This window comes from Pseudomonas sp. 9.2(2024), from assembly GCF_039695385.1.
GTDB classification, from domain to species: domain Bacteria; phylum Pseudomonadota; class Gammaproteobacteria; order Pseudomonadales; family Pseudomonadaceae; genus Aquipseudomonas; species Aquipseudomonas paraglycinae.
In genome coordinates, this window is the sequence record NZ_CP155585.1 from 3697521 (window position 1) to 3710418 (window position 12898).

Genomic DNA, 12898 nt, shown 5'->3' on the forward strand with positions numbered 1-12898 from the left:
AACAAGGAAATGTTCAATGAAAAGATTCATCCCGCATTTCACAAAAAATCTGCTGATCGCCGCTGTGAGTTTTGCCTCGATGGAAGCCATGGCCGCCACCGATCTGGTGCTGCTCAATGGCAAGATTTTCACCGCCGACCGCGCTCAACCGAAGGTTCAGGCACTGGCCGTGGAGAACGGCAAGGTGCTGAAAGTCGGCACGGATGCGCAGATCAAGGCCTTGATCGAGCCCGGCACCCAGGTGATCGACCTGAAAGGCCAGGCGCTGATGCCCGGCCTGATCGACAGCCATTCCCACGCGATTTTCGGCGGACTGGAAATGGTCTCGGCCAACATGGAAGACGACGTGGTCGGTCTGGATGAACTGGAAAAACGCCTGCGCGGCTGGCGTGACGACGGCAAGGCCCGGCATGGCGATGTGTTGAGCGTGGCCGGCATGAGCTCGGCGTATTGGGCCAAGGCTGAGGCATTGGGCAAAATCTTCAATAACGGCGAATGGGCCGACGTGCCAGTGGTGTTCACCGGCAGCGATCACCACACCGCATGGGCCAACAACGTCATGCTCAAGCGTGCGGGCATCGACGCCGCGCTGCTGAAAAACCTGCCGGACGCAGAAAAAGACACCATCGGCAAACTGCCCAACGGTGAACCGAACGGCTTTGTGGTCGACGCCGGCTGGGATCGGGTCGCCTCGAAAATGCCGGTGCCGAGCCCCGCCGACATGCTCAAGGCCGCGCAATCGGCGGTGCGCTTCAACAACAGCCTCGGCATCACCGCGTGGATGGACCCCGCCGCCAACGCCGCGCCGGGCGAGCCGGTGTTCGCCCTCAAGCCCACCGAGAAAACCGTCGGCGTGCTGCCGGCCTATAAAGCCCTGTCGGACAGCGGCGGCATGACCGCCCACGTTGCCGCGCTGCTGGTGGCCAACCCGAAAAGCGTCCCGGCCGACCTCGACACCCTCGACAAAGTGCGCCGGCAGTTTCAGGGCATCCCCAACCTGACGCTGCCGGGGATCAAGATCTTCGCTGACGGCGTGATCGAATACCCGGCCCAGAGCGCGGCGATGATCGATCCCTACAGCAACTCGCACAAACAGGGCGAACTGCTGATCGATCCGCAGCACTTCGGCGAACTGGTCAGCGCCATCGACCAGCGCGGCTGGCTGGTGCACATCCACGCCATCGGCGACCGCGCGGTGCGCGAATCCCTGAACGGCATCGCCCAGGCGCGCAAGGACCGGCAGAGCGGCGTAACGCACTCGATCACGCACCTGCAAATGGTCAACCCGAAGGAGTTCGCCCGCTTCAAGCCGTTGAACGTGATTGCCTCGATGCAACTGCTGTGGGCCAGCGCCGACGACTACACCACCGACATGATCAAGCCTTACGTCAGCGCCCTCGCTTTCCGCTATCAATACCCGGCGCATTCGCTGCTCAAGCAAGGCGCGACGATTGCCGGCGCCAGCGACTGGCCGGTGTCCTCGCCGAACCCGTGGAACGCCATGGCCCAGGCCATCACCCGCACCGGGCCGCTGGGCGTGCTCAACGCCGACGAACGCCTGGACCGCGAAACCATGTTCTACGCCTACACCGCCAACGCCGCGCGAACCATCGGCCTGGAAAAGCAGATCGGCTCGCTGAGCCCCGGCAAACAGGCCGATTTCATCGTGCTCGATCGCGACGTGTTCAGCGTCGACGACAAGGCCCTGCATGACACTCAGGTCCTGCAAACCTGGTTCGCCGGCCGTCAGGTCTACGCCCCTACCCTCTAATAACAATCGCCGTACCCGCTGCCCGACCCCGCGCCCGTCGCCGGGGTCCGGCGCAGCCTTGCCCGCTTCCTGCCCATAACAACCACAACAACGGGACTTCACATGAAAGCCTTGCCCCTGCTCGCCCTCACTTCCTTGAGCCTGCTGCCCTTGAGCAGCCACGCAATCCCCCTGAACGATGATTTCGCGGTGCTGGTCGACCTGACCCTGGCCAGCGACTACCGCACCCGCGGCATCTCCCAGACCCAGAACGATCCGGCCGTACAGGCCGGTCTGACCCTGGCCCACAGCAACGGCTTGTATCTCGGCGCGTGGAGCTCGAACGTCGATTTCGGTGGCGACCTGAAAACCCGTCAGGAAGTCGATTACTACGCCGGCTGGCTGTGGCAGGCCACCGAGGCTGTGAGCCTGGATCTGGGCTACATCAAATACGCGTATCCCAAGGAGAGCCAGTTCAACCAGAGCGAGGTGTACTCGATTCTCAGCGCTTACGGCGTGAAACTCGCGGCCTATTACTCCAGTGATGCGTCGGGCATCGACAGCAAACAGAGTTCGCTCTATAGCTACATCGGCTATGAAACCGAATTGCCGTTGGATTCCGGGCTGAAGCTGCGCTACGGCAACATGGACTTCAAGGACCCGCATATGTTTTCGGCGTCCGGTCACAGCGAAGAGTCTTACCGGGAGTGGGAAGTCAAACTGACCCACAATCTGGCCGGCATGGTGCTGGGCCTGAGCTACATCGACACCGACCTCTCGCAGAGCCAGTGCCTGAGCAGTTGGGGCTTCAAGGACGTGTGCACGGCGACGGTTGTCGCCAGCGTCAGCAAATCCTTCTGACCTGCTGCAAATCTCCCGTGGGAGCCGGCCTGCTGGCGCCCACGTTTTTTTTGCACTTATCGTGATTTTGTTACCGGATGTTTACGGAATTTTTACCAATGCTCTTCTACAGTTACGCGCGTAACCGCATGGGTTTTCGACTGACGTAGAGGAAAGTATCGAAATGGCTTTGGGCAAAGGACTGCGTTTACCGTCCATCACTCCGACCCGCCTGGTGCTGCTGTTTTCGCTGGCACTGGTGGCGCTGTACAACCTGGCGACCTGGAAGGCGCTGGGAACGCTGATTACCTTGCAAGGCGCGCACAAACTGGCGTTCTTCGCGTCCTTCGGACTGTTTCTCTGGGCGGCGATCACGCTGCTGCTGACACTGATCTCGTTTCGCTGGACGCTGAAACCGGCGCTGACGCTGGTGGCCCTGCTCTCGGCCTGCGCGGCGTATTTCATGAACGAATACGGAATCACCATCGACACGGTGATGATCCAGAACGTGTTCGAAACCAACCCCGGGGAAGCCACCGCGCTGTTTAGCGGCAAACTGTTGGCTTACGTGCTGTTGCTCGGCGTGTTGCCGACCATGCTGATCTGGCGCTGGCCGGTGGTGTATCGGCCGTTCTTTCGGGGCTTGCTGAACAAGGTGCTAGTGATTGTGGCCTGCGTGCTGGTGATCGGCGCTTCGGTGGGCGCGTTCTATTCGACCTACGCGCCGATCTTTCGCGAGGAAGACAAACTCACCCACTTCATCAACCCGACCAACTACATCTACGCGATCAGCAAATACACCAAGCAACGGCTGGGGATCAAAAAGCATTTTGTGGTGCAGGCCATCGGCGAAGACGCGGTGATGAGCGCCAAGGCGGCCTCCCGCGAGAAGAAATCGCTGATGGTGTTCGTGGTCGGCGAAACCGCCCGGGCCGACCATTTCTCGCTCAACGGCTATGAGCGCGAGACCAATCCCGAGCTGAGCAAACTCGACATCCTCAATTTCACCAACGTGCATTCCTGCGGCACCTCGACAGCGGTGTCGGTGCCGTGCATGTTCTCGATGTTCCCGCGCGAGGATTACAGCGACAAGAAAGGCAAAACCTACGAAGGCCTGCTGGACATCCTGCAACGGGCCGGTGTGCAGGTGCTGTGGCTGGACAACAACAGCGACTGCAAGGGCACCTGCCTGCGGGTGCCGAACCGCGACATCGCGAAGAACCAGCCGGGGCCGTTCTGCGACGGCAACAACTGCCTCGACGAGGCGCTGCTGGCCGACCTGCAAGGCTACATCGACAGCCTCAAGGGCAACGCGATCATCGTCCTGCACGCCGACGGCAGCCACGGCCCGGAATACTACGAGCGCTATCCGAAGGACATGGAGCGTTTCAAACCGATCTGCCACACCAACCAGCTGGGCAGTTGCAGCCGTGACGAACTGGTCAACGTCTACGACAACACGATCCTCTACACCGACCATTTCCTGGCCAAGGTAATCGAGCTGCTCAAACGCAATCAGGACCACCTCGATACATCGATGCTGTACGTGTCCGACCATGGCGAATCACTGGGCGAGAACGGCCTCTACCTGCACGCCGCGCCCTATGCGCTGGCGCCGGAAGCCCAGACCCATGTGCCGATGGTGATGTGGTTCGGCAACAACACCCTGGCGCAACTGGGCATCGACCGAGCCTGCCTGCAAGGCAAAAGCAGCCAGCCGGATCTGAGCCACGACAACCTGTTCCATTCGGTGCTCGGGTTGTTCGAAGTCAGGACGTCGCTGTATCAGCCGGGGCTGGATATTTTCCATGGCTGCCGGCCGGCGATGACGGCGGGACAGTGATCCCCTCCAGCTGCGCCAGATAGGCCCACGGGTAAATCCCGCGCTGATGGCCATCGCTGAACACCAGTTGCAGGCCGTAGCCCTGAGCGTTCAATTCGATGACCCGCACACGCGGGTCAACCATGGGCGGCGAGCCCCGCAGGCGAAATGCCCGGCATTGCGAGCACGGGCACTGGCGGCGCAGTTCGGCATGGTCGAGCAACTGCTCGCGGCCATCCGGCCAGCTCAGCCGTAACCGGTGTTCACTTTGGGAATTGCCGACCGACAGCGGATTCATTGCAGCTGACTCAAGGCAATCCGCACGGCTTTGCGCACTTCCGGGTCGCCGTCGTCCTGCGCGGCCTGCAACGCCGCCACCGCCCCACGATCGTTCAATTCGCCGAGGGCCAGCGCGGCTTCCTTGCGCAGGTTACTGATGCGATGACCGAGGGTGTCGATCAGGGCGTCGAGGGCAGCGACGTACTTGAGGCGCCCGAGGCTGCGGGTGGCGCGCAGGCGCACCTGCCAGTAGTCGTCGGCCAAGGCTTCGATCAGCGCCGGCCCGGCGTCGGTGTGGCCGACCTTGCCGAGGGTGGTCGCGGCTTCTTCGCGCACTTGCCAGGCCTGGTCCTGCAAGGCCTGACGCAATGCGGGCAGTACTTCGGCGTCACTTGCCAGACCCAGGGCGCCGGTGGCGGCGCGGCGCACTTCGGTGTCCGGGTCATCACTCGCCAGGCGGGCCAGGGCTGGCAACGCGTCGAGTTGCTTGAGCCAGCCGAGCACGCCGACGGCTTCGCGCCGCACGCTGGCGTCGGCATCGTTCAGCGCCTGAATCGCGGCCGGTGCAGCGCCGGGGAAACGCAACTCGCGCAAGGCCCGGAACGCGGCAATCCGCACGCCGGTTTCGGCATGGGCGGTCCACGGCAGAATCACCCTGCCCGCCGCTTCGGTCTTGAGCAGGCTCAGGCTCTGCGCCGCAGCGGCTTGCACCGCTGGCGACGGATCCGTCAGCGCCTGGCACAGCGCTTCAACCACCGGCTCGTCTTCCCAGGCCTCCAGCAAACGCGCCGCTTCGGCACGCACTTCTTCGGCCGGGTCTTCGGCCAGGCGCTCGACCAGCCAGAGCAGACCGTCCGGCTCTTCGAGGTCGGCCAGATCGATCAGGGCAATCCGCCGTACACCGGCGTCATCAGCGGTCAGGCGTGGTTGCAGGGCGAGAATGTCGTCGTTATCGGTCACAGCAAAAAATGAAGTCACAGGGCAAATCTCGGCAAGGCGTTTTCGGGAGGCAGGCCGAGCGGGTTGAGGCGCGGCAGCGGTCGGTCGTTGTCGTGGCGCAGCAGGTCGAGGCAGTGGCGCTTGAGGCGCGAGAATTCGTGGCTGGTCACCAGTTCGGTGGTGCGTGGCCGGGGGAAATCCAGACGCAGGTCTTCGATGATTCGCCCCGGCCGTGCGCTCATCACCAGCAAGCGATCAGCGAGGAACAGCGCTTCGTCGATGTCATGGGTGACGAACACCACGGTGGTGCGAATCCGCGTCCAGATGTCCAGCAGCAGTTCCTGCATGTTCAGGCGGGTCAGCGCGTCCAGTGCGCCGAAGGGCTCGTCCATCAGCAACAGCCGGGGGCGATTGACCAGTACCCGGGCGATCTCCACCCGTTGCTGCATGCCGCCGGACAGTTGATCGGGCCAGCGTTCGGCGAAGCCTTCGAGGCCGACCAGTTCGAGGATTTCATCGGCGGCGCGATGGCGCTCGGCCTTGCCGATGCCGCGCATTTTCAGGCCGAACGCGACGTTGTCGCGCACCGTGCGCCACGGGAACAAGGTGTGATGCTGAAACACCATGCCGCGCTGCGGTGACGGGCCGGACACTTCGGCGCCATCGACTTTCAACTGTCCGCCATGGGGTTGCAGATGCCCGGCCAGCGCACCGAGCAAGGTCGATTTGCCGCAACCGGACGGGCCGAGAATGCACACGAACTGGCCGGGTTCGATCTGGCAATCCAGCCCCTGCACCGCTTCAAAGGCTTGCCGGCCTTCGCCAAGGACGATGGATAGCTGACGGATGTCGATCCGCCCTTCCGGGGTTTGCATCACGCTCATCAGGCTTTTCCTCGTGGTCGATGCCAGGGCGTGAACAGCCCGCCCAAGCGTTTGATCAGCAGGCTGCTGCCCATGCCCAACACGCCGATCAGCAACATGCCGACCACGATGTCGGCGTAGTTCTGGATGGTGTAGGACTCCCAGGTGTAGTAACCGATGCCGAACTGGCCGGAGATCATTTCGGCGGTCACCAGACAGAACCACGACGTGCCCATGCCGATCGCGAGGCCGGTGATGATGCTCGGCGCGGCGCCTGGCAGGATCACTTCCAGCAGAATCGCCCGACGCCCGGCCCCGAGGCTTTTGGCCGAGGCGATCAGACGCGGGTCGACGCCTTCGACGCCGTGCACGGTGTTGAGCAGGATCGGGAACAGCGCGCCGGTGAAGGTGATGAAGACCATCGACAGTTCGGAGGATGGGAACATCAGGATGGCCAGTGGAATCCAGGCGACGGCGGGGATTGGGCGCAGCACTTCCAGCGGTGGCAGCAGCAGGTCTTCGGCCCACTTTGAACGGCCGATGGCCAGGCCCAGGGCGATGCCGATCACCAGTGCGGCGAGGTAGCCGGCGAAGACCCGTCCGAGGCTGGCGGTCAGGTGCTGGATGAGTTTGCCGGAGTCGCCGAGGCCGAGTGCGGCTTCGATTACGGCCAGCGGGGTTGGCACGTTGGCGAAGGTGACGAGGCCGAGGTTCCAGTGGTGGCTGGCGGCGAGTTGCCAGAAGAGCAGGCAGAACGCTATGGAGGTTGCTCTGGTGGTCCAGCGGGCTTTCGGGATTTTCATGGATCGGAATTCCGTGTGATGACTGAGATCGAACCCCCTCACCCCAGCCCTCCCGAAACGTCGGACCGCCCCCAAGGGGGCGAGGGGGAAAGGGGGCAGATCTTCAAGCCTTTCAAAACCTGTACCCGACTCGAGAACGAGCAGATGTTCATGATTTTCAAACCTGAGTTCGGCTCGATATCTCAGGTCGGCGTAACTCTTCAGAACAACACCGTCAGTCCCCTCTCCCTCCGGGAGAGGGTTAGGGTGAGGGGGAGCTTTTGATCTGCTGTTAACGTGCAGCCACGGCCTGGGTCGTGGCATCGGTGAAGTCAAACACCTTCCCGCCCTGCGCCGAAGCAAATTGCTGCGCCTGCCCCTTGAGCAAAAACGCGCTGAGGCGACCCTTCGCATCACTGGCAAACCACGCCTGCTCCGCCAGCAACTTGATCCCGCTGTCACTGGCCTGGGCATACACCGCCCGGATGTTCTTGCCTTCCGACTTCAGGCCGGCCAGTGCGGTAAACGCCTCTTCAGCCGAGGCATACCGCCGTACCTTGTCCTCCCCCCGCACCCAGATTTCCGCAACATGACTGAAATCCGAAATTGCTTTCCCGGTCGCCGCATCGACCGACTTCAACGGCGTCTGCGCGTAGTTGGCCAGTTGCGCCGTGTAATCCAGATTCGAAGCCTTGAACGCCGCACGAATGTACTGATCGTCGATAAAGGTATTCAGATCGAGCCCGCGATCGGCCTTCTTCAGCAGCTTCAACGTGTCAATCGCGGTGCCCACAGCCTGGCGATATTCCGGTTTCCAGCTCAGGTCACGGGTCTGCACGCCCAGCGGACCGTGGAACAGATAGTTGACCTCAGCATCGACGCCAGTGACCTTGGCGATCAGTTCGCTGTATTTCTCCGGTTCGGCGGCCAGCAGTTGATTGGCCTCGATGCTCGCACGCAGGTAGGCGACGACGATTTCCGGGTACTTTTTCGCGTAGGCCTGATCGACCAGCGCACCGTGGAAGGTCGGCGCATTGGCCTGGGCGCCGTCGTAGATCTTGCGGGCGAAGCCACGGCTCGGGAACAGTTCGGCGAACGGCACGAAGTCGGCGTGGGCGTCGATCTTGCCGGCCTGCAACGCGGAGCCCGCAACCTCTGGCGGCTGGGCAATGATGTTCACGTCCTTGAGCGGATCCCAGCCCTGCTCCGCCACGGCGCGCAGCAACATGCCGTGGGCGGTGGAGGCGAACGGCACGGAAATGGTCTTGCCCTTGAGCTCACTCAGCGACTGCACGCCGGACGCGCTCGGCACCACGATGCCGTTGCCGCTGCCCTTGATGCTGCCCGACAACACGCTGATGAACAGGCTGTGTTTGCCGGCGGTTTCAAACGCCACGCCGTTGAACGCACCGGGGAAATCGGCCATGGCGCCGAAGTCGAGTTTGCCGGCGACCATCTCATTGGTCAGCGGTGCGCCGCTGGTGAAGTTCTTCCACTGCACGTCGTACTTGGCGTCTTTGTAGGCGCCGTCGTGAGGCAGGTATTTGTCGAGCAGGCCCAGCTCGCGAATCAACAAACCGCCGGCGGCGCAGTTGATGGTGGTGTCCTGGGTGCCGATGGCAATGCGGATGGTTTCGGCCGAGGCCGACAGGGTGAACGAAGCCAGTACCAGACCGGCGATTGCTGCACGCAACATGGTTGAATCCCCTCGAATCATTTATAGGATGTTCGTCTCCGCCGCGATCAGGGCGCGGTGGGAAACGAGGGGTGTGTTGAATCAGGCGTCCGGTGTTGCCGGATAGCGTTTTAGCGAAGCAGATACGGGATTTCGACTTTCACCGCACCGGTCGGGCAGTCCTTTTCGCACGGCATGCAGTACCAGCATTCATCGAAGGCCATGTAGGCCTTTTGCGTGGCCGGGTTGATCGCCAGCAGGTCCATCGGGCAGACGTCGACGCACACGGTGCAGCCCTTTTCGGCGATGCATTTGTCCTCGTCCACGGTGACGGGGGCGTTGGAGCGGAAGAAGATTTCCTGGGCTTGATAGGCCATGGTTCGGACTCTCTCTAATGGTGCATCAAGCGGCGAAAGCGCCGACCCGAAGGCGATCGTAAGCCTGCATTTCCTCGGCGTCGAGCGGGATGATGTAAGGCTCGACGGCTTTCTTGAAACTGGTCATGCGCCCGTCCTCGCCCTTTTTCAGGTGGCAGTGGCAGAACCATTCGCGGTCGTCCCGTTGCGGGTGATCGACGCGGTAGTGGTACAGGCCCCAGCGGCTTTCGGCGCGGAACAGCGAAGCGCGGGCGGCCATTTCGGCGCAGTCGCGAATCACGCTCGTTTCCATGGCGCGCATCAGTTCGTGGGCGTTGTTGGCCTTCATCTCGTCGAGATCGCGTTCGATGTCGCTGAAGCGTTGCAGGCCGATTTCCATCTTCTTGGTCACTTTCGGCGGTTGCAGGTAGTCGTTGACGAAGCGCCGCAGCTTGTACTCGACCTGCGCCGGCGGCAGACCATGCTCGCGATCCAGCGGTGCGTAGACCCGGGCCTTTTCCTTTTCGATCTGCTCGGCATCCAGCACGGAGAACTCGCGCCCGGCGACAAACTCCGCCGCGTTGTTGCCCGCGAACCAGCCATAGGTGAACGCACCCAGCATGTAGTTGTGCGGCACGGCGGCCATGTCACCGGCCGAGTACAAACCTTTCACCGACGTTTCGGCCCGCTCGTTGACCCACACGCCGGACGCCGAGTGGCCGCTGCAAAAACCGATTTCCGAGATGTGCATCTCGACCATCTGCGTGCGGTAGTCGGTGCCGCGATTGGCGTGGAACTGGCCGCGGCTTGGACGTTCGTTGCTGTGGAGGATTTCCTCGATGTTCTGAATGGTTTCCTCGGCCAGGTGATCGAGCTTGAGGAACACCGGGCCGTTGCCGCTTTCCAGTTCCTGGTGGAACTCCCACATCATCTGCCCGCTCCAGTAGTCGCACTCGATGAAGCGTTCGCCCTTGTTGTTGGCGGTGTAGCCACCGAGCGGGCCGGTGACGTAGGCGCAGGCCGGGCCGTTGTAATCCTTGATCAACGGGTTGATCTGGAAGCACTCGAGGTTCGCCAGTTCAGCCCCGGCGTGATACGCCATGGCGTAACCGTCGCCGGCATTGGTCGGGTTTTCGTAAGTGCCCATCAGGTAACCCGAGGACGGCAGACCGAGGCGCCCGGCAGCGCCGCAAGCAAGAATCACAGCCTTGGCCTTGATCACATGGAAGTCGGCGGTGCGGCAGTCAAACCCCATCACACCGTTGACGGCGCCCTCCTCGTCGGTCAGCAAACGGGTGCAGACCAGTCGATTGGTGATGCTCACCCGCGCCCGCTTCAACTGGCGATACAGGACTTTCTTGATGTCGTGCCCTTCGGGCATCGGCAGCACGTAGGCGCCCATGTGGTGGACTTTCTTCACCGCGTAATCGCCGGTCTCGTCCTTCTCGAACTTCACGCCCCAGCGGTCGAGCTGCTCGATGGTTTCAAAGCTGTGGGTGGCGTAGGCATACACCGCCGCCTGATTGACGATGCCGTCGTTGGCGATGGTGATTTCCTTGGTGTACTGCTCGGGCGTCGAATGGCCGGGGATGATCGCGTTGTTCAGGCCGTCCATGCCCATGCTGATCGCGCCGCTGCGCTTGACGTTGGCCTTGTCGACCAGCAGCACGCGCAGTTCCTTGTTCTTTTCCTTGGCCTTGATCGCGGCCATCGGGCCGGCAGTGCCGCCGCCGATCACGACGATGTCGTATTCCTGTTCGAGAGTATTGCGGGTCATGTTCAGGCCCCTTTTTGCCGGTCGATCCGCAGGCGGTACTGGAACGCATCGCCACGGTAGTAAAGGTGTTCGAAGTCCAGCGGCCGGCCGTTGGCGTCATGGGTCAGCCGTTCGATGCGCATGATCGGCGAGCCGGCCTCGACGTTCAGCGCCTGGGTCAGGTCGCTGTCGGCCAGCACCGCGTCGATGGCCAGATCGGCGTGGCCGAGGGCGATGCCGCAGTCGTTTTCGAGGATCAGGAAGATGTCGCGGGTGACCAGATCGGCCTTCTCCAGCCGCTCGCCGACGGCTTTGGGCAGGTAGGTGATTTCCAGCGAAATCGGCTCGCGGTTGATCAGGCGTACGCGTTTGATCTGGGCGACGATTTCGCCTTCGGCGACCTGCAAACGCTCGGCGACCAGTTTGTCGGCGGCGATGAATTTGAAGCTGCGCAGGCGGTTGATCACCTCGTAGCCACGGCCGGTCATGGATTCGGCGAGGCCTTGCAGGGTGCTGACGTTTTGAAAGGTCTTGGGTTTGGCAACGAAGGTGCCTTTGCCGTGGATCTTGAAGATCAGCCCTTCTTTCTGCAGATCGCCCAGGGCCTGGCGCACGGTGATGCGGCTGACCTTGAACAGCGTGCCAAGCTCGCTTTCGGACGGCATCTGGCTGTCTTGCGGGTATTCGCCGTCGAGAATCCGGGCGCGCAGCACGTCGCGCAGTTGGGTGTGCAGCGGGACACTGCCAAGAGAGAGAACGTTATCGGTCATCACGGGATCACTTGTTATAACGAGTTATGACATGATCTTGGAGACGTTATGACAAGCTTGAGAAATATTGTTTGGGCATAACCTTAGACGCGCCTTCAGTGGCGCTTGAGAATCTGATCCATGACCCAATCGGTCTTGAGGGCTTCGGCGGCGACTGCGGGGTGCTGCGACTCACCGCGAATCTGCGCATTCATGCCCAGTACGTGGTGCCACTGGATGTGTTCGTGGTGAGGGATTTCCAGGCTGATGTGTTCATCGGCGTGCAGCTCGACCGGATGCTCGTCGAACACCGAAAACCCGATCCGCCCTTGGCTGCCGATGATCTCGACCCGATCCTCGCGCCGGTCCGCAACAAAGCTCCAGCAGCCCATGCCCAACGCACCCGAGGCGAATCGCCAACTGGCGCTGACCGCATCTTCCGCCGCATAAAGCCCGGCCTGACGTGCGGTGAAGCCGGCGACCTCAACGATGTCGCCGAGCAGGTACTGGAACAGGTCAAAACCGTGGCTGGCCAGATCCGCGAAGTACCCGCCACCGGCCACCGCCGGATCGGTGCGCCAGTTTGCGCTACCGTCCAGATCCTTGGGCGATGGCGCCTTGGTCAGCGTCCAGCTCAGATGCCGCACCTCGCCGATGCGCCCCTGCTCCAGCCATTGCCGAACCTGCTGGAAACGCGGCAGTGAACGACGGTAATAGGAAACGAACAGGTGCAGGCCGGCATCGGCAAACACCTGCTGCATCTCGCGGCTTTGCCCGGCGTTGAGGGCCATGGGTTTTTCCACGCAGCAATGCTTGCCGGCGGCGGCGACTTTCAGGCTGTAGGCGTGGTGGCTGTCGGGTGGCGTGGCGATGTACACCGCGTCCACCTCGGGGTCGTTGATCAAGGCATCGACGTCGGTGTAAGTCCGATCGATGCCGTGGCGCGCGGCGTAATCGGTCACGGCTTCGAGGCGGCGCCCCATCACTGCGACCAACGCCGAACCGGGCGCCTTGTAGAAGGCCGGTCCGCTCTTGCGTTCAGCGACGCTGCCGCAACCGATCATGCCCCAACGCACCACGTTCATTC

At 62.3% G+C, this 12898-nt stretch carries 12 protein-coding genes and 1 pseudogene; 4 read left to right on the top strand and 9 right to left on the bottom strand.

Annotation, left to right across the window (positions count from 1 at the left end):
* The first annotated feature begins 16 nt into the window (after positions 1-16).
* From ABFB52_RS16485 to ABFB52_RS16495, 3 genes are all read left to right on the top strand, one after another.
* The gene (locus ABFB52_RS16485) at positions 17-1771 is read left to right on the top strand and encodes an amidohydrolase (RefSeq protein WP_129974327.1); all 1755 of its coding nucleotides are present in this window, start codon (positions 17-19) and stop codon (positions 1769-1771) included.
* Positions 1772-1873: 102 nt separating this feature from the next.
* The gene (locus tag ABFB52_RS16490; protein ID WP_129974326.1) at positions 1874-2611 is read left to right on the top strand and encodes a TorF family putative porin; all 738 of its coding nucleotides are present in this window, start codon (positions 1874-1876) and stop codon (positions 2609-2611) included.
* Between the two features lie 163 nt (positions 2612-2774).
* Positions 2775-4433: a phosphoethanolamine--lipid A transferase gene (locus ABFB52_RS16495; RefSeq protein ID WP_129974325.1), complete on the top strand. Its 1659-nt coding sequence runs from the start codon at positions 2775-2777 to the stop codon at positions 4431-4433.
* Positions 4434-4446: 13 nt separating this feature from the next.
* Here the strand turns inward: ABFB52_RS16495 and ABFB52_RS16500 are convergent.
* The 4 genes and pseudogenes from ABFB52_RS16500 to ABFB52_RS16515 form a co-directional block, all read right to left on the bottom strand.
* Positions 4447-4710 (bottom strand): annotated as a pseudogene (locus tag ABFB52_RS16500) (DUF971 domain-containing protein); the annotation flags it as partial.
* A complete protein-coding gene (locus ABFB52_RS16505; protein WP_129974324.1) occupies positions 4707-5669 on the bottom strand; it encodes a HEAT repeat domain-containing protein in 963 nt (320 codons plus the stop codon). The pseudogene ABFB52_RS16500 and the gene ABFB52_RS16505, both read right to left, overlap by 4 nt.
* Positions 5666-6514, bottom strand: a complete 849-nt coding sequence (locus tag ABFB52_RS16510; RefSeq protein ID WP_085745450.1) for an ABC transporter ATP-binding protein — start codon at positions 6512-6514, stop codon at positions 5666-5668. Before ABFB52_RS16510 ends, ABFB52_RS16505 begins: the two co-directional genes overlap by 4 nt.
* Positions 6514-7296: an ABC transporter permease gene (locus ABFB52_RS16515; RefSeq protein ID WP_129974323.1), complete on the bottom strand. Its 783-nt coding sequence runs from the start codon at positions 7294-7296 to the stop codon at positions 6514-6516. The genes ABFB52_RS16510 and ABFB52_RS16515 overlap by 1 nt, the downstream gene beginning before the upstream one ends.
* Positions 7297-7314: 18 nt before the next feature.
* Between ABFB52_RS16515 and ABFB52_RS16520 the strand changes: the two genes are divergently transcribed.
* Complete coding sequence (locus tag ABFB52_RS16520; protein ID WP_134022420.1) at positions 7315-7560, top strand: hypothetical protein; 246 nt, start codon at positions 7315-7317, stop codon at positions 7558-7560.
* A 7-nt stretch (positions 7561-7567) separates the two neighbouring features.
* Here the strand turns inward: ABFB52_RS16520 and ABFB52_RS16525 are convergent, their stop codons facing one another.
* The 5 genes from ABFB52_RS16525 to ABFB52_RS16545 form a co-directional block, all read right to left on the bottom strand.
* Positions 7568-8971 (bottom strand): ABC transporter substrate-binding protein, encoded by a 1404-nt coding sequence (locus ABFB52_RS16525; RefSeq protein ID WP_129973939.1) that lies wholly within the window; start codon positions 8969-8971, stop codon positions 7568-7570.
* Positions 8972-9081: 110 nt separating this feature from the next.
* The gene (locus ABFB52_RS16530; protein ID WP_007959413.1) at positions 9082-9327 is read right to left on the bottom strand and encodes a ferredoxin family protein; all 246 of its coding nucleotides are present in this window, start codon (positions 9325-9327) and stop codon (positions 9082-9084) included.
* A gap of 25 nt (positions 9328-9352) precedes the next feature.
* Positions 9353-11083 (bottom strand): fumarate reductase/succinate dehydrogenase flavoprotein subunit, encoded by a 1731-nt coding sequence (locus ABFB52_RS16535; RefSeq protein ID WP_129973940.1) that lies wholly within the window; start codon positions 11081-11083, stop codon positions 9353-9355.
* Between the two features lie 2 nt (positions 11084-11085).
* Positions 11086-11832: a GntR family transcriptional regulator gene (locus ABFB52_RS16540; RefSeq protein ID WP_129973941.1), complete on the bottom strand. Its 747-nt coding sequence runs from the start codon at positions 11830-11832 to the stop codon at positions 11086-11088.
* Positions 11833-11927: 95 nt separating this feature from the next.
* Positions 11928-12896 carry a Gfo/Idh/MocA family oxidoreductase gene (locus ABFB52_RS16545; RefSeq protein ID WP_085745446.1) on the bottom strand — a complete coding sequence of 323 codons (969 nt, stop codon included), beginning with the start codon at positions 12894-12896 and terminating at the stop codon, positions 11928-11930.
* Between the last annotated feature and the right edge of the window lie 2 nt (positions 12897-12898).

Coding starts and splice junctions, on each gene's coding strand:
- ABFB52_RS16535 (WP_129973940.1), bottom strand. CDS start 11,083: ATGACCCGCAATACTCTCGAACAGGAATACGACATCGTCGTGATCGGC.
- ABFB52_RS16525 (WP_129973939.1), bottom strand. CDS start 8,971: ATGTTGCGTGCAGCAATCGCCGGTCTGGTACTGGCTTCGTTCACCCTG.
- ABFB52_RS16530 (WP_007959413.1), bottom strand. CDS start 9,327: ATGGCCTATCAAGCCCAGGAAATCTTCTTCCGCTCCAACGCCCCCGTC.
- ABFB52_RS16540 (WP_129973941.1), bottom strand. CDS start 11,832: ATGACCGATAACGTTCTCTCTCTTGGCAGTGTCCCGCTGCACACCCAA.
- ABFB52_RS16510 (WP_085745450.1), bottom strand. CDS start 6,514: ATGAGCGTGATGCAAACCCCGGAAGGGCGGATCGACATCCGTCAGCTA.
- ABFB52_RS16490 (WP_129974326.1), top strand. CDS start 1,874: ATGAAAGCCTTGCCCCTGCTCGCCCTCACTTCCTTGAGCCTGCTGCCC.
- ABFB52_RS16545 (WP_085745446.1), bottom strand. CDS start 12,896: ATGAACGTGGTGCGTTGGGGCATGATCGGTTGCGGCAGCGTCGCTGAA.
- ABFB52_RS16485 (WP_129974327.1), top strand. CDS start 17: ATGAAAAGATTCATCCCGCATTTCACAAAAAATCTGCTGATCGCCGCT.
- ABFB52_RS16495 (WP_129974325.1), top strand. CDS start 2,775: ATGGCTTTGGGCAAAGGACTGCGTTTACCGTCCATCACTCCGACCCGC.
- ABFB52_RS16520 (WP_134022420.1), top strand. CDS start 7,315: ATGACTGAGATCGAACCCCCTCACCCCAGCCCTCCCGAAACGTCGGAC.
- ABFB52_RS16515 (WP_129974323.1), bottom strand. CDS start 7,296: ATGAAAATCCCGAAAGCCCGCTGGACCACCAGAGCAACCTCCATAGCG.